The organism is Lentibacter algarum (assembly GCF_040580765.1).
Classification (GTDB): domain Bacteria; phylum Pseudomonadota; class Alphaproteobacteria; order Rhodobacterales; family Rhodobacteraceae; genus Lentibacter; species Lentibacter algarum.
In genome coordinates, this window is record NZ_CP158687.1 from 2,569,931 (window position 1) to 2,592,390 (window position 22,460).

General features: G+C 53.7%; 17 protein-coding genes, 2 tRNA genes, 3 rRNA genes and 1 other RNA gene. 7 read left to right on the top strand and 16 right to left on the bottom strand.

What is annotated here, in order from left to right:
* The first annotated feature begins 26 nt into the window (after positions 1 to 26).
* The 3 genes from rpsP to DSM117340_RS12820 all read left to right on the top strand — a co-directional run bounded on the left by rpsP (position 27) and on the right by DSM117340_RS12820 (position 1,946).
* The gene (gene rpsP, locus DSM117340_RS12810) at positions 27 to 446 is read left to right on the top strand and encodes a 30S ribosomal protein S16 (protein ID WP_089892329.1); all 420 of its coding nucleotides are present in this window, start codon (positions 27 to 29) and stop codon (positions 444 to 446) included.
* A gap of 199 nt (positions 447 to 645) precedes the next feature.
* Positions 646 to 1,152: a ribosome maturation factor RimM gene (rimM, locus tag DSM117340_RS12815; RefSeq protein ID WP_089892332.1), complete on the top strand. Its 507-nt coding sequence runs from the start codon at positions 646 to 648 to the stop codon at positions 1,150 to 1,152.
* Complete coding sequence (locus DSM117340_RS12820) at positions 1,149 to 1,946, top strand: hypothetical protein (RefSeq protein ID WP_271437465.1); 798 nt, start codon at positions 1,149 to 1,151, stop codon at positions 1,944 to 1,946. Before rimM ends, DSM117340_RS12820 begins: the two co-directional genes overlap by 4 nt.
* An 87-nt stretch (positions 1,947 to 2,033) precedes the next feature.
* On the opposite strand, the gene DSM117340_RS12825 is transcribed toward DSM117340_RS12820, so the two are convergent.
* The 8 genes from DSM117340_RS12825 to nudC form a co-directional block, all read right to left on the bottom strand.
* Positions 2,034 to 4,061 carry an NADPH-dependent 2,4-dienoyl-CoA reductase gene (locus DSM117340_RS12825; RefSeq protein WP_089892339.1) on the bottom strand — a complete coding sequence of 676 codons (2,028 nt, stop codon included), beginning with the start codon at positions 4,059 to 4,061 and terminating at the stop codon, positions 2,034 to 2,036.
* Between the two features lie 64 nt (positions 4,062 to 4,125).
* Entirely contained in the window at positions 4,126 to 4,839 is a 714-nt protein-coding gene (arsH, locus tag DSM117340_RS12830) for an arsenical resistance protein ArsH (protein WP_089893630.1), read from the bottom strand.
* 4 nt (positions 4,840 to 4,843) lie between these two features.
* Positions 4,844 to 5,224, bottom strand: a complete 381-nt coding sequence (locus DSM117340_RS12835) for a hypothetical protein (RefSeq protein ID WP_089892342.1) — start codon at positions 5,222 to 5,224, stop codon at positions 4,844 to 4,846.
* A gap of 10 nt (positions 5,225 to 5,234) precedes the next feature.
* Positions 5,235 to 6,011, bottom strand: coding sequence for a DUF6478 family protein (locus DSM117340_RS12840; RefSeq protein ID WP_089892345.1), 777 nt, complete (start codon positions 6,009 to 6,011; stop codon positions 5,235 to 5,237).
* A 94-nt stretch (positions 6,012 to 6,105) separates the two neighbouring features.
* Positions 6,106 to 6,711: a hypothetical protein gene (locus DSM117340_RS12845; protein WP_089892348.1), complete on the bottom strand. Its 606-nt coding sequence runs from the start codon at positions 6,709 to 6,711 to the stop codon at positions 6,106 to 6,108.
* 31 nt (positions 6,712 to 6,742) lie between these two features.
* Positions 6,743 to 8,500 (bottom strand): dihydroxy-acid dehydratase, encoded by a 1,758-nt coding sequence (gene ilvD / locus DSM117340_RS12850; RefSeq protein WP_089892352.1) that lies wholly within the window; start codon positions 8,498 to 8,500, stop codon positions 6,743 to 6,745.
* Positions 8,501 to 8,569: 69 nt separating this feature from the next.
* Positions 8,570 to 8,848: a hypothetical protein gene (locus DSM117340_RS12855; RefSeq protein WP_273496898.1), complete on the bottom strand. Its 279-nt coding sequence runs from the start codon at positions 8,846 to 8,848 to the stop codon at positions 8,570 to 8,572.
* A gap of 239 nt (positions 8,849 to 9,087) precedes the next feature.
* Positions 9,088 to 10,059 (bottom strand): NAD(+) diphosphatase, encoded by a 972-nt coding sequence (gene nudC / locus DSM117340_RS12860; RefSeq protein WP_089892358.1) that lies wholly within the window; start codon positions 10,057 to 10,059, stop codon positions 9,088 to 9,090.
* 205 nt (positions 10,060 to 10,264) lie between these two features.
* Here nudC and DSM117340_RS12865 point away from each other — a divergent pair, with 205 nt between their 5' ends.
* Together DSM117340_RS12865 and ffs are read left to right on the top strand one after the other, a co-directional pair.
* Positions 10,265 to 12,076, top strand: coding sequence for a 5'-nucleotidase C-terminal domain-containing protein (locus DSM117340_RS12865; RefSeq protein WP_354689679.1), 1,812 nt, complete (start codon positions 10,265 to 10,267; stop codon positions 12,074 to 12,076).
* A gap of 108 nt (positions 12,077 to 12,184) precedes the next feature.
* An RNA gene (ffs, locus tag DSM117340_RS12870) (signal recognition particle sRNA small type) lies at positions 12,185 to 12,282 on the top strand.
* Between the two features lie 333 nt (positions 12,283 to 12,615).
* Here ffs and rrf read toward each other — a convergent pair.
* Both rrf and DSM117340_RS12880 read right to left on the bottom strand, forming a co-directional pair.
* Positions 12,616 to 12,730, bottom strand: a 5S ribosomal RNA gene (rrf, locus tag DSM117340_RS12875).
* Between the two features lie 86 nt (positions 12,731 to 12,816).
* Positions 12,817 to 15,645: ribosomal RNA gene (locus DSM117340_RS12880) — 23S ribosomal RNA — on the bottom strand.
* A gap of 252 nt (positions 15,646 to 15,897) precedes the next feature.
* Here DSM117340_RS12880 and DSM117340_RS12885 point away from each other — a divergent pair.
* Entirely contained in the window at positions 15,898 to 16,041 is a 144-nt protein-coding gene (locus DSM117340_RS12885; protein WP_177170691.1) for a hypothetical protein, read from the top strand.
* A 49-nt stretch (positions 16,042 to 16,090) separates the two neighbouring features.
* Here DSM117340_RS12885 and DSM117340_RS12890 read toward each other — a convergent pair.
* The 6 genes from DSM117340_RS12890 to DSM117340_RS12915 form a co-directional block, all read right to left on the bottom strand.
* A tRNA-Ala gene (locus DSM117340_RS12890) sits at positions 16,091 to 16,166 on the bottom strand.
* A gap of 8 nt (positions 16,167 to 16,174) precedes the next feature.
* Positions 16,175 to 16,251, bottom strand: a tRNA-Ile gene (locus DSM117340_RS12895).
* 150 nt (positions 16,252 to 16,401) lie between these two features.
* Positions 16,402 to 17,865 (bottom strand): 16S ribosomal RNA (locus tag DSM117340_RS12900).
* Together the 16S, 23S and 5S rRNA genes with 2 tRNA genes alongside form the textbook arrangement of a ribosomal RNA operon.
* A 719-nt stretch (positions 17,866 to 18,584) precedes the next feature.
* Complete coding sequence (msrQ, locus tag DSM117340_RS12905; protein ID WP_089892365.1) at positions 18,585 to 19,205, bottom strand: protein-methionine-sulfoxide reductase heme-binding subunit MsrQ; 621 nt, start codon at positions 19,203 to 19,205, stop codon at positions 18,585 to 18,587.
* 5 nt (positions 19,206 to 19,210) lie between these two features.
* The gene (gene msrP, locus DSM117340_RS12910; RefSeq protein ID WP_089892368.1) at positions 19,211 to 20,110 is read right to left on the bottom strand and encodes a protein-methionine-sulfoxide reductase catalytic subunit MsrP; all 900 of its coding nucleotides are present in this window, start codon (positions 20,108 to 20,110) and stop codon (positions 19,211 to 19,213) included.
* 172 nt (positions 20,111 to 20,282) lie between these two features.
* Positions 20,283 to 21,782: an FMN-binding glutamate synthase family protein gene (locus tag DSM117340_RS12915; protein WP_089892371.1), complete on the bottom strand. Its 1,500-nt coding sequence runs from the start codon at positions 21,780 to 21,782 to the stop codon at positions 20,283 to 20,285.
* A gap of 104 nt (positions 21,783 to 21,886) precedes the next feature.
* Here DSM117340_RS12915 and DSM117340_RS12920 point away from each other — a divergent pair, with 104 nt between their 5' ends.
* Positions 21,887 to 22,336 (top strand): DUF302 domain-containing protein, encoded by a 450-nt coding sequence (locus DSM117340_RS12920; protein ID WP_245724446.1) that lies wholly within the window; start codon positions 21,887 to 21,889, stop codon positions 22,334 to 22,336.
* Positions 22,337 to 22,460: the final 124 nt, after the last annotated feature.

A 22,460-nucleotide genomic window follows, 5' to 3' on the forward strand; every position in this document is an offset into this window, starting at 1 on the left:
GTAACGCCATTTAAGGAGAACACACCATGGCTATGAAAATTCGTCTCGCACGCGGCGGCTCAAAAAAGCGCCCTTTCTACCGCGTTGTTGCAACAGACAGCCGTATGCCACGTGACGGCCGTTTCATCGAGAAACTCGGCACATACAATCCACTCCTCGCCAAAGACAGCGAAGAGCGCGTGAAGCTTGACCTTGACCGTATCAAGTACTGGCTCGGTGAAGGTGCACAACCAACAGACCGCGTTGCTCGTATGCTTGAAGCTGCTGGCCTGCTCGAGAAGAAAGAGCGCGCCAACATGAAAAAAGGCGAGCCAGGCAAAAAAGCCAAGGACCGCGTTGAAGAAAAAGCAGCCAAAGCAGCAGCCGCTGCTGAAGCCGCTGCTGCGCCAGCCGAAGAAGCCCCTGCTGAAGAGGCTCCAGCGGCTGAAGAAGCAGCTGAAAGCTAAGCAAGTATGGGCTGGAGCCTTACGGTTCCAGCCCGTTTTGCACCCTGCGCATGCGCTTTCTTTTTCGCCCGATACGCACTATCGTCTTGATCGGCGCAGCCTTTCTTGGAGGTGTCGTCTACGAAAAATCCAGCCATGCTGACCGCTGTCTCAATGCAGGCGGCAATGTCAAAACTGGCCTCTGTGAAGGAGCCCGCCCATGAGCGAGCATGTTTGCGTTGGAGCCATTGCAGGCGCATTTGGCGTCCGTGGTGAAATCCGCCTCAAGAGTTTTACAGCCAACCCCCAAGACATTGCGAACTATACGCCCCTCTTCTCCGAGGATGGAGCGCGCAGCTTCTCTGTTACAATTACCCGCCAAATCAACAATGGTTTTTCAGCACGCATCAGCGGTGTATCCACCAAAGAAGAGGCCGATGCCCTGCGTGGAACACAACTCTATGCGGACCGCGGCCAATTGCCTTCCCTGCCAGACGACGAGTTTTATCACGCAGACCTCATAGGCCTGAACGTGCTTGATACAGGCGGAACTGAACTGGGCCGCGTCAAAGCCGTGCAAAACCACGGCGCAGGTGATCTTCTGGAAGTTCAGATCAAAGGCGGCAGCAGCACGGTTCTGATGCCCTTCACACGGGCCGCCGTGCCGACAGTCGACCTTGCCTCTGGCCGTATAATCGCCGATCCCCCTGAAGGTCTCTTTGAATGACCACCGCCCCGATCCGCGTCATTGTCCACGCTGGCTTTCACAAAACAGGTACAACCAGCCTGCAAGACTTTCTCTACCAGAACAAATCATCTCTCGCGCCCTACATGGCCTACTATGGCAAAATGGATTTCTTGGACGCGGGCACACAGGCACGCATCTATGCCCAGCGCCCCTTTCCACACCGGCTCATCAAATTCCGTCACGCTTTTCGCGCTTTTCTTGAGAACATCCCTGATCATTCCCTGATCGTCCTGTCGCGCGAGACATTCTCTGGCGGAATGCCCGGTCACCACACTCTTTCAGGTCGCCTGATGACATCCTACCAGCGCCCTGCCAAACGGTTGGCGAAAGTGATTATCTCCGAACTGCGTCGCCGTTTCGGCCCGAGCACAGAAATCACGTTCTTTTATACAACTCGGGAACGCGAAAGCTGGCTACGCTCTGTATATGGTCACCTGCTCCGTTCAATCCGCATCACAGATGACTATGTAAGTTTCCGTGCCCGCTTTCCAAAACTTCTTGGCCCTGAAGCCGAAGCGCAAAAACTTGCGCGCGCCCTCTCTCCAGTGCCCGTGATCATGGCTGCTCTGGAAGACTACAGCTCGGCCCGCGAAGGACCTGCCGCAGCCTTGCTTGATCTAATGACAATTCCACCAGAACTCCGCAGTTCCCTGCGCCCTATTTTACGTCAGAACACAGCAAACCCTGCCGCTACTCAAGCGGAGTTTCTACGCCTGAACCGCGAGATCAAATCCAAAGCAAAGCTCAAAGCCGCAAAAGAAGCTCTGCTCTAAGTCTTTTTCTTAAAAAGAGTTTCTGGCTCAGATCGAGGCGGTCATATCACCCGGAACCGGCCAACGCGCACAACCGCAATTCATCGCTTAGAGTACTGCTGCCAGCCGTGTGCCTTGATCAATAGCCCGCTTCGCATCGAGCTCCCCTGCCACATCAGCACCGCCAATCACATGCACAGAGACGCCCTTCGCCTCCAGAGCGTCAGCCAATGAGCGTTCACTGACCTGACCAGCACACATCACAATCGTATCGCACTTCACCAAAGTTGGGTTTTCCCGCGCCTCGCCAAAACTTACATGAAGCCCATCAGCGTCGATACGCTCATAATTTACGCCCCCGATCATCTCGACGTTCTTCATTTTCAGCGCAGCCCGATGGATCCAGCCCGTCGTCTTACCAAGCCGCTTTCCGTGTCGCTCTGCCTTGCGCTGAAGCAAGATCACTTCCCGTGCAGGCGCGTCTGGCTGTGGCCCAGCTGGCGCAAGGCCGCCACGCGTCTCGGACGGATCACCTACGCCCCATTCCTCTTTCCATTCCGCAAGGTCCAGCGTCGTGCTTACCCCTTCATGAACAAGAAATTCGCTCACATCAAAGCCAATTCCCCCCGCACCAATAACCGCAACACGCTTACCAACCTGCGCCTTGCCGCGTAGAACATCTACATAGCTCAGGACATGGGGCATATCTTGCCCCTCAATCTTTGGATCACGCGGCAGGACACCCGTCGCCACAATGACCTCGTCAAAACCGTTAAGATCGTCCGCTCCAACTTCGCGTCCAAGTTCAAGCCTGACACCATGCTTCGCGGCCATCGTGCCAAACCAGTCGACAAAGCCCCAGAACTCTTCCTTGCCAGGGATTTGCTTAGCCATATTCAGCTGCCCGCCGACTTCATCAGCGCGGTCAAAGACTGTCACTTTGTGTCCCCGTTGCGCAGCTGCAATAGCCGTGCTCATTCCGGCAGGTCCCGCCCCGACAACAGCAACAGTCTTGGGGGCATCTGTGCGTTCAAGCGTCAGCTCGGTCTCAAAACACGCGCGCGGATTGACAAGACAGCTTGAAATTTTTCCTTGGAATGTATGATCAAGGCATGCCTGATTACACGCAATACAAGGCGCGATCTCGTCTGCGCGGCCTTGCTCCGCCTTCAACACAAAGTGAGGATCGGCGAGAAACGGCCGCGCCATACTTACAAGGTCAGCACAGCCATCGGCCAAGACGCTTTCGGCGACATCAGGCATATTAATACGGTTAGATGTGATCAGTGGAATTCCCACCTTGCCCATCAGCTTTTTTGTAACCCAAGCAAAGCCTGCACGCGGCACACTGGTTGCAATCGTAGGAATACGCGCCTCATGCCAGCCAATACCGGTGTTGATCATCGTAGCACCGGCCTTCTCAACTTCCTGAGCAAGCTGCACGACTTCCTCATGCGTCGAACCGTTCGGAATGAGATCAATCATGCTCAAACGATAGATAATGATGAAGTCCTCGCCGACTGCGGCCCGCACTCTCTTCATAATCTCGATCGCAAGGCGCATGCGGTTCTCATATGAGCCCCCCCAGCGGTCTTCCCGTTTGTTTACATGTGTTACCAGAAACTGGTTGATGAAGTAGCCCTCTGAGCCCATCACTTCCACGCCGTCATAGCCCGCCGCTTTCGCGTTGACCGCAGCGCTCGCAAAAGCAGCGATTTGCTTTTCAATACCGTCTTCGTCGAGTTCCTTGGGGACAAACGGCGAGATCGGCGACTTCACAGCGCTCGCGCTCACACAGTCAGGCCCATACGCATAGCGCCCCGCATGCAAAATTTGCATGGCAATTTTTCCACCTGCGGCATGCACACGGTCGGTGACGATCTTATGGTTGGCGATATCGGTCTCGGTATAAAGCCCTGCTGCACCAGGAAAGACGCCCCCCTCTTTATTGGGTGCAATCCCACCCGTAACCATCAGTGCAGCACCGCCCCGCGCGCGCTCCGCATAAAACTCGGCGACACGATTCCAGTCTTTGGTTTCCTCAAGATTGGTGTGCATCGAGCCCATAATCACGCGATTTTTAAGCGTGGTATGGCCCAAATCAAGCGGGGCAAGCATATGTGGGTACTGCGGCATGGTAAGACTCCTCGTTGGAGCAAACCTGAGGCAAAACGAGCGTCAAGTCACCCCAAACGCGGCGTCAATCTTTCGGCTTGTTGACCCGCTCTGAAAGCGCTTCGCGGCTTTCGACACGCTCTGAATAGCGGTCGACAAGATGCTCTTTGATGTCGCGAGTGAGCCATGTAAACTTAACCAGCTCCTCCATGACATCCACCACGCGATCATAATAGGGCGACGGCTTCATACGCCCATTGTCGTCAAACTCATCCCATGCTTTTGCGACAGATGACTGGTTCGGAATGGTCAAGAGCCGCATCCAGCGCCCCAAAATACGCAGCTGGTTGACAGTATTAAAGCTTTGGCTCCCACCCTCCACCTGCATCACAGCAAGCGTCTTACCTTGGGTTGGGCGCACGCCACCAATCGGCGCCAGCGGAATCCAATCAATTTGCGTCTTCATAAGACCCGTCATGGCCCCATGGCGCTCTGGGCTTGACCAAACCATGCCCTCGCACCAGAGAACAAGTTCGCGCAATTCCTGCACCTTGGGGTCATTTTCCGTTGCATCGTCAACCAATGGCAAACCTGAAGGATTGAAAAGCCGCGCCTCGCAGCCCAGCCGCTCCAGAATCCGTGCAGCCTCTTCCGCCATCAGGCGGCTGTAGGAGGTTTTTCTCAAGCTCCCATAAAGCAACAGGATACGCGGCCTATGTGTGCTGCGTTCGCTTGGGAAAAGCGCGGCCATGTCCGGCGCAAAAAACGCCTCGTCTTTCAAATTTGGTGTATCGCTCATCGGCTCAGTTTGTTTCCACACAATGACGGCGGAAAGCGCGCTTCAACATATCGAGCTCCTGTCGCATCAAATCCACTTCGGCACGCAAATCTTCGTCCAATGCCTCTCCCGACAAAAGAGAAATGCTCGCAAGGCACTCTTGGGTCTCTCCATCTAGAATGACGATCGTTCGGATACCGTCGGCTACAGCCTCGGCAGGAACAGGAACCGACATTTCCCATGCTCCATCATCGCCTGACTTATAAGTCACCCCCAACACTTGCTTACCGTCTAGCAAAACAGGAAACTTGGGTGTCTCTGCAATAACCTCGCCATCAACACGGCTGACCACGGCCTCCCAGCGTGCCTGAATCATTCGGCGCTTTGTGACAACAAAATCGCTCATACTCGCCCCCCTAAAGTTCGGCTCTTGGTCTACGGCTAAAAGTTAAATCACGCAAAGTCACTTGGTTCATTTCTGGCCCCTCAAAGATAAGATCAAGCCAGATCCGCTCGACACGTTTTTCGTTCATTTTCGAATAAGCGAGATCAAACTCAACCATGACATCTTGCTGGTTCAACGGCAGTTCTCTAACGATCTGTTCGGTGTTTGGGCCATGTTTGACATTGAGGCGCGCAAATATCTCAAGCGGCTTTTCACATTCAACGATGGTCTGGATGCGCAGTAAATGCTTGCGTAGCAAGCCGTTGGCCGCAGCCTCAGGTAAGTCGACAACGACAGACAAGAAAGAGCCATCAAACTTAAAGACATCTAGTCGAAGGCCATAGGGCGCAAGATCAGCCTCACGGCGGTTTCGCAATTGGCGCAACGTGAGCTCAGAGTAGCGACAGTCATGGAACAAAGTCACTTCATCACCAAGCATGGACTTCGTTTCAGCCGAACTTAGACTAGGTGTTGGCAAAGGCCCACGCCATAACTCAGGCCGCCATGCCCAGTCGGAGTCAAAAGGCTTGTCAAACGCATGTGACCCCACCATCGGCAAAGCAAGGCGCTCGTCGGCTATGTGAATGAGCCTATCTAACTGTGATTTTATTTTACGTGCCTCAGCCCGTTCGGTTCGCAGGGCCTCGAGCTTTGCATCCTTGGCGCGCTGCGCTGCGCGCTGCCATCTCCGGAGTGTTATCCGGTATAGCGCTCTGCGCCATGCTGCGTTGCTCTTCATCAAAGCCATAACCAGGATACTAACTTTCTAAATAAAATACTCACTGTTACTTTAATGGAAACAAAGTTAACGAAAAGGTCTCATTTTTGCAAAACCAAAGTGATCATTCGGGCTCAACAGCAAACTGTTTCAGAGGACTTGCGGCAAGCACAGCCTCAGCAAACTCAATCAAAAGCGCCTTGCCGTTTTCCCCTGCTGCCACCCCACCTTTCTCAGAATAAACCGCAAGCCCAATCAAGTAACCATTGAAGCGCAGCGCGGCGCGCCAATGCTTCCCTTCTCCGTTTGGGATGAGCGCATCGCCCCCTTGCGCCAGCTGTACGATACTCATCCCATCGCCAGTTTCTTCATAGATGGGCTGCTCGTCCTTAAAAGCTTCAGCCAATCCATTTGCTGTGGTCGGCGCACGCTGAAGCCTTTGAGGTTGAGCCTGTAAAGTCAGTATAGCGGTATCCAGCCCAAGCACTTGGGCCTGCGCATCAAGTGCCGCACAAGGTACGAGAAGTGCAAACCCACCTGACCGCCCCGTCTTCAAAGATCGCTTGTCGATGCAAAAGCCTCGCGGCCCTGCTGCAATCACCTTCTCTGGAACAATGGTTGCGCTCGCCAAGGCAAAGCTACCTTGTGCAGCCTTGCTCTCAGCGGACGACAGATTGGTTTGCCCAACGGGTGCCCCTTCAAGGCAGCCCGTTAACAAAGTGAAAACCATGATACCCCTTAAAAAGGACCAAGTTTTATGGCTAGAGGTCCATATAGACATGCTTCTCCGCCTTGGCCCCGGGATGCGTCACCGCCCCCTGATAAGTCGAGCCAACCATCTGTGCAAATTTCCAAACAGCGCCCGAAGCATAAATCGTTTCGCGTGGCCCTTTCCATTGCGTCTTACGTTCTGCAAGCTCGGCTTCGCTCAGATCAACGGAGAGTTCCCCCTTGATGGCATCAATCGTGATAATGTCCCCTGTCGCCAAAAAGGCAATCGGTCCGCCATGCGCAGCCTCTGGCCCAACGTGCCCCACACAAAACCCACGCGTTGCGCCAGAAAAGCGGCCATCGGTGATCAGCGCGACTTTCTTGCCCATGCCTTGTCCGCTCAAGGCAGCTGTGGTTGCCAGCATCTCGCGCATACCAGGCCCGCCAGCAGGCCCCTCGTTGCGAATGACAAGCACCTCGCCCTCCTCATAGGCGCGCTTTTGAACCGCTTCAAAGGCCTCCTCCTCACATTCAAAAACCCGAGCTGGACCTGTGAAAACCTGATGCTCAGGTGCAATCCCTGCAACTTTCACAATCGCACCTTCGGGAGCGATATTGCCCTTAAGGCCCACAACCCCACCGGTTTTGGTGATTGGCGTCTCGATCGGATAGATCACGCGGCCATCGGCCTCGCCTTTGATCCCGTCCAGCGCCTCGCCCAACGTCACACCCGCAGAGGTCATGCAGTCTTCGTGCAGCAAGCCTGCCTTGCGCAATTCCTTCATCACAACAGGCACGCCACCCGCTTCATAAAGGTCTTTTGCCACATAATTACCACCTGGTTTCAGGTCGACGAAATAGGGTGTGTCCCGGAAAATGTCACAAACATCTTCAAGGTAAAATTCGATACCTGCCTCATGCGCAATTGCAGGGAGGTGTAGCCCCGCATTGGTGCTGCCGCCAGTACAGGCCACAACGCGTGCCGCGTTCTCTAGCGATTTACGCGTGACCACATCCCGCGCGCGAATGTTCTTTTCAAGCAACATCATGACAGCTTCGCCAGAAGCTGCGGCATACTGATCGCGGCTTTCGTACGGCGCTGGTGCGCCTGAAGAGTTGAGCAAAGCCAAACCGATCGCTTCACTCACGCAAGCCATTGTATTCGCCGTAAACTGTCCACCGCAGGCGCCAGCGCTCGGACACGCCACGCGCTCCAGCACAGCAAGCGCTTCGCTAGACAAAGTACCGGCCTGATGCCGACCAACCGCCTCAAACATATCCTGAACAGTGAGATCGCGCCCCGCAAGATCTTCAGGAATACCCACATCCGTCGGCGCCTTACCCGGCAAAATCGAACCGCCGTAAACAAAAACTGACGGCACATTGAGGCGCACCATTGCCATCATCATTCCTGGCAAGGATTTGTCACAGCCCGCAAGACCAACAAGCGCATCATAGCAATGCCCCCGCATCGTCAGTTCAACAGTGTCAGCAATCGCTTCACGACTCGCCAATGACGAGCGCATGCCCTCGTGCCCCATCGCGATCCCATCCGTTACAGTGATGGTGGTAAACTCTCGCGGGCTACCGTGGGCCTCTCGAACGCCCGCTTTTGCAGCCTGAGCCTGACGGTTTAGTGAAATATTACAGGGAGCGGCTTCATTCCAGCAGGTTGCCACACCCACCAGCGGCTGATGGATCTCTTCTTCTGTCATGCCCATCGCATGATAAAATGAACGGTGCGGCGCCTTTGATGGCCCCTCCGTGACGTGGCGGCTTGGCAGCTTTGATTTATCAAATTTGGTCATGTTTTCTCTCCCTGTTTGCGCACCTATTCAAATATCCAAGCCAACAAGGTGACACAAGTCTGCAAGCACCTAAGTGCTTACCCTGCGGAAGCTCTCTTCTGTGGCCTGAGCAAAGCTATCCAGTCGTTTGAGCAATCTTTTGGAAAGACTGCCGCGAGCCAACTTGAGCGATTGTACCAAGAGTCGTGCAGACAGTGTGGTGGGGGCAAGCACAAGCTCAATACCCACCCGAGTTCTATGTTTTGAAAGCGCAACAAGCTCGACGCTCAGCAAGCCGTCCAGACCAGAGGTACGACTTTTCGCACGAAGCTCACTCGGCGCTTGAACGTCAAGAAGCTCAATGCCCATTTTCCGCCTCTTCCCGCGAAAATCAAAGCTGACCTCCCAAGCCATGCCAGCGCATGGTCCAGCCAGACTGTCTAATCTCGAGACGTCGGCACCTCGCCGCAAGGCCTGCCTTGTAAATCCATCAAAATCAGTCACCGCAGAGAAAACATGATCAATCGGCGCTTCAATATCTTGCTTTGCGGAAAACTGCATATACTCACTGCCTCTGAAATCTTAACTTAGTTGATTATAACTTGGAGCTATCTGAGCCGATCCGCAAGCCAGTTCGAAAGTAAAAAGTGAGCTATCGCTCCCTTTCGAGCAGGCGTTAACGTCGGATGTTCGCCCGCAAACGATAGTGCAATTTCTTCACGGCTGAACCAACGCGCATCCTCAATCTCATTCGGATCAATTGTTATCGCATCCGTTTCGGCACGTCCGTAGCAGCCAATCATCAGTGAGCTTGGAAATGGCCAAGGCTGGCTTGCCAGATAACCCACCGCACCAACATTGATTGCGGCCTCCTCAAAAACTTCACGGCGCACAGCCGCTTCAACAGTTTCTCCAGGCTCCACAAATCCCGCCAGAAGGGAATACATACCCTCAGGCCAGCCTGGTGAGCGCCCCATCAAAACAGAGTTCCCACGCGTGATAAGCATAATGACGACAGGATCAGTGCGCGGAAAATGCTGTGTGTTACAGGCAGGGCAAGACCGTTGCCAGCCAGCCATAGCCATTTGGCTCTCCGTCCCACAAGCCGCACAGAAACGATGCGATCTGTGCCAACCCAGGACAGCGCGCGCCGTCGCCGCCAATTCTGCATCCCGCGGCGAAAGACGGGTCATTGCGCCACGCAGTTCCTGAAAAAATTGCGTTTCTAGCAGCAGTGGGTGTTGCTGTTCGGTCGGATCAAAGAAAGCTCCGAGTGCCGCTTCATCAACCTCGTGCGGAACCCAATCAGAAATATCACTGACAAAAACCAATCGCCCATCCGTTTCGCGTCCCAGCAAGATGGGCTCTTTTCCGTGTTCTTGTAGGACAACATGATCCATAGGGAGACGGGCCAAGCGCTCGCGCGCATCTCCCTCTAAGAGTGGCTTTCCCCGCCAAAGCAAAATGGTTTCTGCCTGACCATCGGCTATGGCTTGCGAAAGAGCGTCAGGTTGGCCCCGAACCTCCGCCGCACGATCCAGCCCCGAGCCTCCAAATGTTACGGTTTCTGCCAGTTTCATTTTCGCCCCACCTTTGCTCTCGGAAAGTTCTATCCTCCTTCCCAACGCTTGGAAAGCCGCGGCACATTAGCGCTCTGTCCTTAGTTGTAATATTCAATCAAGGCGTGCTACGCTTCATCTATAAACAAGTTAACCGTTACGCCCCGAAAAATGCGAGGTGAGCCAGCTGGTAGATCAATGCAAGTCAACTGAGCAGCAAAGCGCCATGCTTCGCATCTTGCAAACCACTGATTTGCATGCCCATGCCCTTGCATTTGACTACAACAACAACAACTTTTTTGCCCGTCGCGGTCTGTCGCGATCTGCGCTGCAAATCGAAAACGCCAAAGCCATAGATCAACCTTGCCTGTTGTTCGACACAGGTGATTTCCTGCAAGGCTCGCCAATCGCAGACAGGCTCGCTCAAGAACCTGAGACACATCACGACACGCATCCAATGATCACGGCGATGAACCTTCTGGGGTACGATGCCGCAACCATAGGAAACCACGATCTAGACTTTGGTATCGATCACCTCGCAGCATCACTGTCTCAGGCAAACTTTCCGTTTGTTTCGGCCAATCTCCTCCTTCCGCCCCATGTCGCATCCCAGCTCAAACGGTACGTGATACTGGAGCGCGCTTTTGTCGGTTACGACACGCCGCTGCGCATTGGCGTGACAGGATGCCTGCCAAGCATAACACTTAAAGGCGCGGCAGGACTTGATCCCAGCATTGCATGCGAGCCCATCGCACCAGCTCTCTCGCGTGCCATTGCGGATATGAAGCGCGAAGGAGTCGATATTGTCATTGTGCTTGCACACTGCGGCCGAGAAGCGATTGAAGCCGAGATTACTCCCCTCCATGGGGTCGATGTCGTCCTAGGCGGACATACCCACGAGCTGCTACCCGCCCCCAAACAAGGCGTTGTGGAAGTTTCACAGCCCCAAACCCCCGTGATGATTTCGGGCGCGTTGGGAGAATATGTTGGGCAAATAGACCTGATGTTTTCGCAAGGAGATGACGCGTGGCGCATTGAGAGCGCTGAGATGCAAATGAAACAAAATGCGCCTAAAGCTCCTGAGAGCGTAGAAATCGTAGACGCACTTGCCCAAGATCACGATGAAACAGTCTTGGCCGTCGCAAAGCCTCTCGGACAAACCACAAGCCAGATCGACAGCTTCTTTGCTCTTGTTGCCAACAATTCTGGACTTCAGCTTCTGGCAGAGACATTCGAAAATGCAGTCAAGGCAAAGCTTGAAGACACAAGATGGTCCCACCTTCCCGTTCTTACTGTGGCCGCTCCCGTGCGTACTGGCGGTCTCAACGGTGCGACACACTTTTGTCACATCCCAGCCGGCACGATCCGTCTACGTGATCTGGATAAGATCTACAGTTTTCCTGATACGCTGTGTGCTTTGCTCATCACTGGTAAAGCCCTCCGTGTATGGCTTGAAATGAGCGCTAGCATCTTCAACCAGATCCCCATCGGAAGCCAAGGACAGGCGCTTCTCAACCCAAGTTTCCCCGGCTACCTATTTGATGTTATTCCCCAGCTCACCTACGAAATTGACCTCTCCAAGCCCGCACTCTTCAACGAGCGTAGAGAGCGGCTAAAGAACAGTGGCAGGCGTATCAGCGCATTGACGTATCAGGGAAAACCCGTTGCAGACGATACACTCTTTGTACTTGCCGCCAGCTCATTTCGTGCGCGCGGCGTCTTGCCAGAGATGGACGAAGCAGATGTGCCGCGACTGATCTTGGATACAGGCCAGAGCTGCCGCTCAATCTTAAGTTCCTACATTGTCAACGCAGCGACCTTAGACCTCAAGACAAAGCCATCGTGGCGTTTCAAGCCAACCCCAAACGCCAGCGCCCATTTCCTCACGTCACAGCGCGCTGAAAGCAAACCAGACTGCGGCATAGAGTTTGTTCGAGAGACATCGCAGGGCTTTGCAGAAATGCGCATCTGCCTCTCGGGCAGGCCAAACCAGAGAGGCTTGGCCTCTGGTGGTCCACAACTAGCGGATTTCGCCTAAAAGAATTCAGCTTAGTGCCGCAAACCGCGTTCGTGGCTAGCAGCTGAGCGAAAGTGTAGTAGCTTAGAAGCCCTTGCCAATCTCAGCAGGGCTCCCTATATCTGCCATCGAGAGGTTGGCGCGGGCAGGCGCCTCGCCAACCCGGTCAGATCCGGAAGGAAGCAGCCGCAACGAGCCCCGCTTGGGTCGTGATCAGCCTCTCACCTTCTCTACATTATAGATGTGACTCACCTAACGCCTGTGAGCCTTGCATCGGTAGTTTGGGGTAATTCCACCAATCCATCTCTGCGTCTCGTTTTGGGTTGCGGGCTCTGCGCGCTTTGGTTGCAGTTCAGTAGCTTGCGCACACTCACATCCAAGCTCTCATTGAGCCCAACTGGCTGGCTCGAACAAAACAGCTTGTTGTATTTATGGATTTTTTTTACTTTTGGATTGTTTTTGAACGCAAAAAGCACCCCTGAGGGGTGCTTATTTGTATGAGACATTCGAAAGAGAGATATCGGCCAGCCTCGCGGCGGGTCCATGATAGGCTTTATTAGGTTTGGCGGTGACCTACTCTCCCACACCTTAGGATGCAGTACCATCGGCGCAACAGCGCTTAACGGCCGGGTTCGGAATGGAGCCGGGTGTTTCGCTTGTGCTATGACCACCAAACCAAAAAAAGCCTATCAAAATTCCAAGTCAAGTCATCTTATGTGATGTATGCTGATGTCCAGCTAAAAGCCTAGCTTTTACTGGATCAAATCAAGCCTATCGGACAATTAGTACCAGTCAACTGAATGCATTGCTGCACTTACATCTCTGGCCTATCGACGAGGTGGTCTACCTCGGTCCTCAGGGATACCTTGTTTTGAGGGGGGCTTCCCGCTTAGATGCCTTCAGCGGTTATCCTGTCCGATCATAGCTACCCAGCACTGCTCCTGGCGGAACAACTGGTACACCAGTGGATCGTTCACCCCGGTCCTCTCGTACTAGGGGCAACTCCTCTCAAGTATCCTACACCCACGGCAGATAGGGACCGAACTGTCTCACGACGTTCTAAACCCAGCTCACGTACCTCTTTAAACGGCGAACAGCCGTACCCTTGGGACCTGCTCCAGCCCCAGGATGAGATGAGCCGACATCGAGGTGCCAAACACTGCCGTCGATATGGACTCTTGGGCAGTATCAGCCTGTTATCCCCGGCGTACCTTTTATCCGTTGAGCGATGGCCCTTCCACTCGGGACCACCGGATCACTATGGCCGTCTTTCGACTCTGCTCGACTTGTCAGTCTTGCAGTCAGGCTGGCTTCTGCCATTGCACTCAACGAGCGATTTCCGACCGCTCTGAGCCAACCTTCGCGCGCCTCCGTTACGCTTTAGGAGGCGACCGCCCCAGTCAAACTACCCGCCACACAGGGTCCCGGATCCAGATAATGGACCGCGGTTAGACATCAAGCAGAGCAAGGGTGGTATCTCAAGGGAGGCTCCACGCAAACTGGCGTTCACGCTTCAAAGCCCACCACCTATCCTGCACATGCTCGGCCTAATGCCAATGTGAAGCTGTAGTAAAGGTGCACGGGGTCTTTCCGTCTAACCGCGGGAAGCCTGCATCTTGACAGGCAATTCAATTTCGCTGAGTCTATCTTGGAGACAGCGGGGAAGTCGTTACGCCATTCGTGCAGGTCGGAACTTACCCGACAAGGAATTTCGCTACCTTAGGACCGTTATAGTTACGGCCGCCGTTTACCTGGGCTTCAATTCAGAGCTCTCACCCCTCCTTTTAACCTTCAGGCACCGGGCAGGCGTCAGACCCTATACGTCGTCTTGCGACTTCGCAGAGCCCTGTGTTTTTAGTAAACAGTCGCCACCCCCTAGTTTGTGCCCCCAGTATCTACTTGCGTAAACACTGGGCCTCCTTCTCGCGAACTTACGGAGGTATTTTGCCGAGTTCCTTCAAGATAGTTCTCTCAAGCGCCTTGGTATTCTCTACCAGTCCACCTGTGTTGGTTTAGGGTACGGTCTGATGGAGGGCTATTTCCAGGAACCAATTAGCGGCCCACTCAATCCAATAAGAGTGAACAACCTTCATGATCCGTCACATCCTCCTGGCCCACGAATATTAACGTGGTTCCCATCGTCTACGCATTTCTGCCTCGACTTAGGGGCCGGCTTACCCTGCTCAGATTAGCTTTAAGCAGGAACCCTTGGACTTTCGGCGACAGGGTCTCTCACCCTGTTTGTCGCTACTCATGTCATCATTCTCACTAGTGATCTCTCCACGGGATCGCTCACGCGCCCGCTTCACTGAAAGCTCCTTGCGTCCAACGCCTTCCGAAGAAGGCTAAAGACGCATGGAACTATGTCACACTACGCTCCGCTACCATGCACTATGTGCATCCTCAGCTTCGGCTCATGGCTTGAGCCCCGTTACATCTTCGCCGCAAGACAGCTTATTTAGACCAGTGAGCTGTTACGCTATCTTTAAAGGATGGCTGCTTCTAAGCCAACCTCCTGGTTGTTTTGGCCGTCTCACCTGCTTTCCCACTTAGCCATGAATTAGGGGCCTTAGCTGGAGGTCAGGGTTGTTTCCCTCTTCACTACGGACGTTAGCATCCGCAGTGTGTCTGCCATCTAGTACTCCCGGGTATTCGGAGTTTGGTTAGGATCAGTAAGCCTGTGGGGCCCCATTACCCATCCAGTGCTCTACCCCCCGGGGTATTCGGATGACGCTCTACCTAAATAGATTTCGCGGAGAACCAGCTATCTCCGAGTTTGATTGGCCTTTCACCCCTAGGCACAACTCATCCCGACCTTTTTCAACAGGTGTGGGTTCGGACCTCCAGTAAGTGTTACCTTACCTTCATCCTGGTCATGCCTAGATCACTCGGTTTCGGGTCTGATCCATCTAACTCATTCGCCCTATTAAGACTCGCTTTCGCTGCGCCTACACCTAACGGCTTAAGCTTGCTAGATAGACCAAGTCGATGACCCATTATACAAAAGGTACGCCGTCAGCTCTCAAGGAGCCTCCGACTGATTGTAGGCGTCCGGTTTCAGAAACTGTTTCACTCCCCTCGTCGGGGTGCTTTTCACCTTTCCCTCACGGTACTGGTTCACTATCGGTCAGTAAGGAGTACTTAGCCTTCGAAGGTGGTCCTCCGATCTTCAGACAGAATTTCACGTGTTCCGCCCTACTTAATACGTCCTATTGAGCTTCATTTACGGGACTGTCACCCACTATGGTTGGCCTTTCCAGACCATTCAATTCACTCTCAAGGCTCGGCTGGTCCCCGTTCGCTCGCCGCTACTAGGGGAGTATCAATTGATTTCCTTTCCTCCGGGTACTTAGATGTTTCAGTTCCCCGGGTTTGCTTTTATAAACCTATGTATTCAGTCTATAAATACCTGGTTCAGCCGCCTATAAATTGCCGAAGCAATTATAGAAAACTGTCAGGTGGGTTCCCCCATTCAGAAATCCATGGATCAAAGCTTATTCTCAGCTCCCCATGGCTTATCGCAGAGTATCACGTCTTTCATCGCCTCTTACTGCCAAGGCATTCACCAAACGCCCTTCTCGCGCTTGATTTGATCCAGAAAAAGACAGGCTTACGCCTCTCGCGACACCAAGCTGGTTCAAAGCAGGTGTCTTTATTCTGGGATCAAAAGCATACATTTTCCCGCCAGACCTTAACAGATCTGACATAAGCTACATTCCTGTATGAAGGGAATGCGCTTAAGCTTAAGACCGTGCGATCTTAAGCTTGGTTAGTGTACTTGACTTGGACAACTCTGTTCTTTTCAAACTGGCAGACTTTAGAACTGAGCGAGGAAACACCCGTTGTCTAAAGCTCGCCCCGAAGGGCACCAATCTGAGGTGATCCGCTTACTCGCAGTCACCAACAGTGTTGATTTTGATATCTCTCTATACGATGTCAAACGCACATCCGAAGATGTCCGCTATGTCGTCCGATTGGACGGCTAAACACTCGAAAGTGCTTAGCGATCAAATCAGTCTTTAGTCTGTAAAACCTTGGTGGAGCCTAGGAGGATCGAACTCCTGACCTCCTGAATGCAAATCAGGCGCTCTCCCAGCTGAGCTAAGGCCCCTTAAGGAATGGTGGGTCGAGGAGGACTTGAACCTCCGACCTCACGCTTATCAGGCGTGCGCTCTAACCACCTGAGCTACCGACCCATACAGGCCGGTAGGCCTGAAACTATGTTCTGAAGAGATATGAGGACGGCCTGGTCCGGTGCGAGACACCGAAGTGTCTCTATATGTCACTAAGTGACTGCTAAGTGTTCGTCGATATCGAGCAAGCTCAATATGCCAGAACATCCTTAGAAAGGAGGTGATCCAGCCGCAGGTTCCCCTACGGCTACCTTGTTACGACTTCACCCCAGTCGCTGATCCTACCGTGGTCCGCTGCCTCCTCCGAAGAGGTTAGCGCACGGCCGTCGGGTAGAACCAACTCCCATGGTGTGACGGGCGGTGTGTACAAGGCCCGGGAACGTATTCACCGCGTCATGCTGTTACGCGATTACTAGCGATTCCGACTTCATGGGGTCGAGTTGCAGACCCCAATCCGAACTGAGACAACTTTTGGAGATTAACTCACTGTAGTTGCCATTGTAGCACGTGTGTAGCCCAACCCGTAAGGGCCATGAGGACTTGACGTCATCCACACCTTCCTCCCGCTTATCACGGGCAGTTTCCATAGAGTGCCCAGCCGAACTGCTGGCAACTAGGGATGTGGGTTGCGCTCGTTGCCGGACTTAACCGAACATCTCACGACACGAGCTGACGACAGCCATGCAGCACCTGTCACTATGTCCCGAAGGAAAGCCTGATCTCTCAGGTTGTCATAGGATGTCAAGGGTTGGTAAGGTTCTGCGCGTTGCTTCGAATTAAACCACATGCTCCACCGCTTGTGCGGGCCCCCGTCAATTCCTTTGAGTTTTAATCTTGCGACCGTACTCCCCAGGCGGAATGCTTAATCCGTTAGGTGTGTCACCGAACAGTATACTGCCCGACGACTGGCATTCATCGTTTACGGTGTGGACTACCAGGGTATCTAATCCTGTTTGCTCCCCACACTTTCGTACCTCAGCGTCAGTATCGAGCCAGTGAGCCGCCTTCGCCACTGGTGTTCCTCCAAATATCTACGAATTTCACCTCTACACTTGGAATTCCACTCACCTCTCTCGAACTCAAGACTAGCAGTATCAAAGGCAGTTCCAGGGTTGAGCCCTGGGATTTCACCTCTGACTGACTAATCCGCCTACGTACGCTTTACGCCCAGTAATTCCGAACAACGCTAACCCCCTCCGTATTACCGCGGCTGCTGGCACGGAGTTAGCCGGGGTTTCTTTACCAGATACTGTCATTATCATCTCTGGCGAAAGAGCTTTACGACCCTAAGGCCTTCATCACTCACGCGGCATGGCTGGATCAGGCTTGCGCCCATTGTCCAAGATTCCCCACTGCTGCCTCCCGTAGGAGTCTGGGCCGTGTCTCAGTCCCAGTGTTGCTGATCATCCTCTAAAACCAGCTATAGATCGTAGACTTGGTAGGCCATTACCCCACCAACTATCTAATCTAACGCGGGCCGATCCAAATCCGATAAATCTTTCCCCCGAAGGGCGTATAAGGTATTACTCACCGTTTCCAGTGGCTATTCCTTAGATCTGGGTACGTTCCCACGCGTTACTAACCCGTCCGCCGCTCCACCCGAAGGTAGCGCTCGACTTGCATGTGTTAGGCCTGCCGCCAGCGTTCGTTCTGAGCCAGGATCAAACTCTCAAGTTGAAACACAATTGCTTGCGTATCCTTGACGTCGAACCTCTGCACATCTACCAAATGACCTTACTGAAATCATTTGGCATTTTCATTGTTTGAAGTGCTTTCAGTTACCAAAGTAACCAGAAGCCGTCCAAACAGTGAAGCTGACTATCCATCATCGGAGCCGAAACTCCTAGGTAGTTGATATGAAGAGGTTGATCCATCGAATGAACCAAACCGCCCACATATCTCTTCAGTTATTATCAATGTCAAACAGCGTCGGGGTAAACCCCAGAGACAAAAGTGACTGGATGCGCTGTAACTTACTAGCGCGCCCCGCCTCATTAACCTCAAAATTTCTCCGCTTCAGAACCTCCCGAGCTTCGCTCCGTCCGTCCCTGCCGCGTCCCGTTGTGCGCCTCAGCGCCGCCGGTGAAGTGGGTTCTAAGCCCAGTTCACCAAACCCGCAACCCCTTTTTTGAGAAAACTGTCATTTTTTCGATTTTTGCCGATTTTCGTTTGTTTTCATTGGGTTGCATATCGTTAATTTCCGAAATGAAGGCTCTGACGACAGATAATTGCGCACCCCTTTATCTGTGCCACACCACATATAGGGTTATCCACAGACTTACCCCCAAGCCAGTCTTGCGAGCCACATTATCTCCCGCCTGAATGCAGTCAAATCACACCGATTCACCCGACTCGTTTTACATTTTTATGATTCATAAACGATTCATCCGACGATTTTAGCTCATACGGGAGGCGGCTTGCGCCGTTTTGCGCCCCAAAGTGCGGCTCCGAAGCGAAATCAGCCCGAGAATCCCTACCAAATACAGCATGGGTTCAATCTGGAAGCCCTTCACCAACATCACATAGTGTACGCCACCCAGAATCGCGGCCAAGTAGCTGAGCCTATGGAGCGTCCGCCATCGAGCCGCCCCCAACCTACGGATCGAGATATTGTTCGAAGTGAGCGCAAGCGGCAGCAGGAGAGCAAACCCAGCCATGCCAACTGTTATATATGGCCTCTTCAGGATATCGGCCCAAATCTGCCCGATCAGTTGAACATCAAGCAACAGCCACACCGAAAGATGCGCTGCAATATAGAAGAACGCAGACAGCCCCAGCGCGCGGCGGAACTTCAGAAGGTTTACGCCAGCAAAGCTTCTCAAAGGTGTTACCGCCAATGTCGCCACCAGAGCCTTAAGGCCGGCCGTGCCATAAGCATGCTCAAGCGCCTTTATCGGCTCAACGCCAAGCCCCCCGGTGAGGCCCAAGTAAAACAGCCAAGCGATGTGTGTCGCGCACAGTATATAAAGCAGCCATGCAGGAACATGTTTTAGGCCTGCGTTCAGGCGCGACGCCATGCCCACTAAAAGTTCACCCGAAGGTCCATGCCCGCATAAAGGCTCGCCACCTCTTCTTCATAGCCATTCATCATCAGTGTCGGCACACGGCTGGCAAAGAGCCCCCCACCGAGCTGGCGTTCAGTGGCTTGAGACCAGCGCGGATGGTCCACCTCTGGATTCACATTACTATAGAAGCCATATTCGCGCCCATTGGCCTTGTTCCAGCTTGTAGCCGGTTCCTTGTCCGTCAGCGTGATCCGCACGACAGACTTGATACTCTTAAAGCCATACTTCCACGGAACCACGAGCCTGAGCGGTGCGCCGTTCTGGTTCGGGATATCCTCTCCATAAATCCCAGTCGCCATCATGGTCAGCGGATGCATCGCCTCATCAAGGCGCAGGCCCTCCACATAAGGCCAGTCAAGCACAGGATATTTCACCCCAGGCATCTCGTCAGGACGCAGTACTGTTTCAAACGCCACATATTTCGCCCCGCTCTGCACACCTGCAAGCGCCAGCAAATCGGCCAACTCAAACCCGTTCCACGGGACAACCATGCTCCAAGCCTCAACACAGCGGAAACGGTAAATACGCTCTTCGATGCTCATCTTCACCAAGATATCTTCAAATGCATAGGTTGCGGGCCTGTCGACCAGTCCGTCGATGGTCACACTCCAAGGCTCGGTCGTCAGCGTGTGGGCATATTTCGCAGGGTCTTCCTTGCCTGTCCCGAACTCATAATAGTTGCAGTAGTTGCTGATGTCCTCAAACGTGTTGGGGACAAGCTCTTGAGCTTCAGCGGCACCCGCCATCCCGACAAGGCCAAGCCCCGCTGCCCCCGCCATCATTTGGCGGCGGTTGAGGAAAACGGATTGATCCGTCACATCCTTGTCTTTCAACGTATTCGTCCAGCGAAATGCCATGAGCTTGTCCTCTTTGTGTCTGGCTTTCAGATAGCGCCTCGCCCGCCTAGTTCCAAACCACAGTTTCTCACATCTGCGTTCATTTTTTGTAACGAAAGCATTTGCACAAAATCCTGCCACACAGGTTATGGTCAAGCACCTAAAAACAAGAGGGTCTGGTGCTTGCCCTACCTTACTTTCTGTCCGAGCCAAGTGACAGAACGGTTGGATAAATCTCGTTCATCGGCTTTGAGCGGCCGTCATCACAGACAATCCGCACATGCCGCCGCCGCATCAGCCGCGGCTCGGCCACCCCGACAGAATGCGCAATGGTTTCGACCTCGCTGACAATCTGCTTGGCATAGCGCGCGACTTTCTCGAACTTTTCCTCCACAACAAGTCCGCGCTGCAACTTGGGATCATGCGTTGTGATCCCTGTGGGGCAAGTGTTCTTATTGCACTTAAGCGCCTGAATACAGCCAAGGGAGAACATGAACCCACGCGCCGAAGTAACAAAATCTGCGCCAGCACAAATCGCCCATGCCACATCAGACGGGTTCACAAGCTTACCAGAGGCAATAATCCTGATCCTCTCGTGCAGCCCGTACTTGTCGCGCAAATCCACCATCAGCGGCAGCGCCTCACGGATCGGCAACCCAACCAAGTCCATCAGTGGCATCGGAGCGGCGCCCGTGCCCCCCTCACCTCCATCAACTGTGATAAAATCAGGCGCAGCGTCTTCGCCCCGTTTCACAATTTCCTCAAAGAACGGCTCCCAGGCCTCCGTCGTGCCAAGCACAGTCTTTATACCCACGGGCTTCCCGCTCACGTTCCGAATATGGGCGATCATGTCCAAGAGTTCGCCCCAGTCACCCGCCTCGATATGGCGATTGGGCGAAATACTCGCCGTCCCCTCTGGGATACCCCGAATAGCGGCAATCTCGGCGTTTACCTTCTCCGCGGGCAGTATGCCCCCCTTTCCGGGCTTGGCCCCCTGCGCAAGCTTGAGCTCGAACATCTTGATCTGTGGAAGCGCGGCCAGTTCGCGCAGCTTCTCGTCGCTGAGCTTCCCGTCATTATCGCGCACCCCATATTTGGCCGTGCCGATCTGCATAATCACATCGCACCCACCCTCAAGATGATGCGGCGCGCAGCCGCCCTCACCAGTGCTGAGCCAGATGCCCGCTTTTGCAGCGCCAAGGCTCAAGGCCCGCACTGCAGGCTTGGACAAAGCACCATAAGACATGCCCGAAATATTGAAGAAAGAAGGTGCCATATAAGGAACGCGCGCGCGAGGCCCGATCATCATCGGCTCAGAGCTCGCAAATTGATCGTTGAGCGGAGGAAACGGCGCATTGGTAAAGATTGCCGTTCCGGGCACGCCGAGGTTACGCGTTGAGCCAAAAGCAATGGTGTTGCCCTCGCCATTCGCCGCATGCTCGACCCAGTCGCGCTGCGCACGATTGAACGGCAGTTCCTCTCGGTCCATTGCGAAAAAGTACTGCCGAAAGAACTCGCCCAATGTGCTGAAGAGATGACGGAACCGCCCGATCACTGGATAGTTGCGCCGTATCGCATCGCTGCGCTGCGTGCGGTCTATGATATAGAGTATCAAGACAAGCGCCGCGAGCGCGCCCAACACCCAAACAAAAGCCAAAGCCAGAAAATTCAAAACCGAAACCGCAAAACCCATCACATTCCCTGTTTGATATATATCAACGTCATCTTTACTCTTGTCCCTAGAGTGGGGCCGATCGCTCCAGAGGGCAAGCACAGCCCACCAAAAAGGAACCAAACATGCGCGCACTCCCCCTGACACTTGCCGCCGCTTGCTTTACAGCAACGCAGGCTTTCGCCACAGACGGCATCATCAGCTATACCACCGAACAGAGCTTTGAAGATGTGGTCTTCGGTCTTGAAAATGCAATCCTCGATGAAGGGCTTGTGATCGACCATGTTTCTCATACGGGCGATATGCTTGAGCGCACCAAAGGCGATGTCGGCTCAGATGTGACTCTGTTTGAGAAGGCCGACATCTACAGCTTCTGTTCCGCCAAGCTCAGCCGCGAGGTGATGGAAGCCAATCCAATGAATGTGGTGTTCTGTCCCTATGATATCTTCGTCATCGTTTCCCCCGACACGCCCGACGAAACCATGATCGGCTTTCGCACCTTCCCCGAGGGTGACATGAAAAAAATCGAAAGCCTGCTGGATCGAATCGCTCGCTCGGCGATTGGAGAAGACTAGACCCCGCCTTCCGTCGCCAGAGCGCAAACAATCCCGCTACGCCCGCCAAATTGTTTCAGCCCCGCAGCCTAGCAAAACAGGCGCGGGGCTTTTTCGTCCTATTTCAGCCCTCTAGTCGCCTTTT

Excerpts from the sequence above, each read along its gene's own strand:
- DSM117340_RS12840 (WP_089892345.1), bottom strand. The coding sequence starts at position 6,011 with ATGGCTTTGATGAAGAGCAACGCAGCATGGCGCAGAGCGCTATACCGG.
- nudC (WP_089892358.1), bottom strand. The coding sequence starts at position 10,059 with ATGAAACTGGCAGAAACCGTAACATTTGGAGGCTCGGGGCTGGATCGT.
- DSM117340_RS12820 (WP_271437465.1), top strand. The coding sequence starts at position 1,149 with ATGACCACCGCCCCGATCCGCGTCATTGTCCACGCTGGCTTTCACAAA.
- rpsP (WP_089892329.1), top strand. The coding sequence starts at position 27 with ATGGCTATGAAAATTCGTCTCGCACGCGGCGGCTCAAAAAAGCGCCCT.
- DSM117340_RS12845 (WP_089892348.1), bottom strand. The coding sequence starts at position 6,711 with ATGGTTTTCACTTTGTTAACGGGCTGCCTTGAAGGGGCACCCGTTGGG.
- DSM117340_RS12915 (WP_089892371.1), bottom strand. The coding sequence starts at position 21,782 with ATGGGTTTTGCGGTTTCGGTTTTGAATTTTCTGGCTTTGGCTTTTGTT.
- ilvD (WP_089892352.1), bottom strand. The coding sequence starts at position 8,500 with ATGACCAAATTTGATAAATCAAAGCTGCCAAGCCGCCACGTCACGGAG.
- msrP (WP_089892368.1), bottom strand. The coding sequence starts at position 20,110 with ATGGCATTTCGCTGGACGAATACGTTGAAAGACAAGGATGTGACGGAT.
- rimM (WP_089892332.1), top strand. The coding sequence starts at position 646 with ATGAGCGAGCATGTTTGCGTTGGAGCCATTGCAGGCGCATTTGGCGTC.
- msrQ (WP_089892365.1), bottom strand. The coding sequence starts at position 19,205 with ATGGCGTCGCGCCTGAACGCAGGCCTAAAACATGTTCCTGCATGGCTG.
- DSM117340_RS12920 (WP_245724446.1), top strand. The coding sequence starts at position 21,887 with ATGCGCGCACTCCCCCTGACACTTGCCGCCGCTTGCTTTACAGCAACG.
- DSM117340_RS12825 (WP_089892339.1), bottom strand. The coding sequence starts at position 4,061 with ATGCCGCAGTACCCACATATGCTTGCCCCGCTTGATTTGGGCCATACC.
- arsH (WP_089893630.1), bottom strand. The coding sequence starts at position 4,839 with ATGAGCGATACACCAAATTTGAAAGACGAGGCGTTTTTTGCGCCGGAC.
- DSM117340_RS12865 (WP_354689679.1), top strand. The coding sequence starts at position 10,265 with ATGCTTCGCATCTTGCAAACCACTGATTTGCATGCCCATGCCCTTGCA.
- DSM117340_RS12835 (WP_089892342.1), bottom strand. The coding sequence starts at position 5,224 with ATGAGCGATTTTGTTGTCACAAAGCGCCGAATGATTCAGGCACGCTGG.
- DSM117340_RS12855 (WP_273496898.1), bottom strand. The coding sequence starts at position 8,848 with ATGGGCATTGAGCTTCTTGACGTTCAAGCGCCGAGTGAGCTTCGTGCG.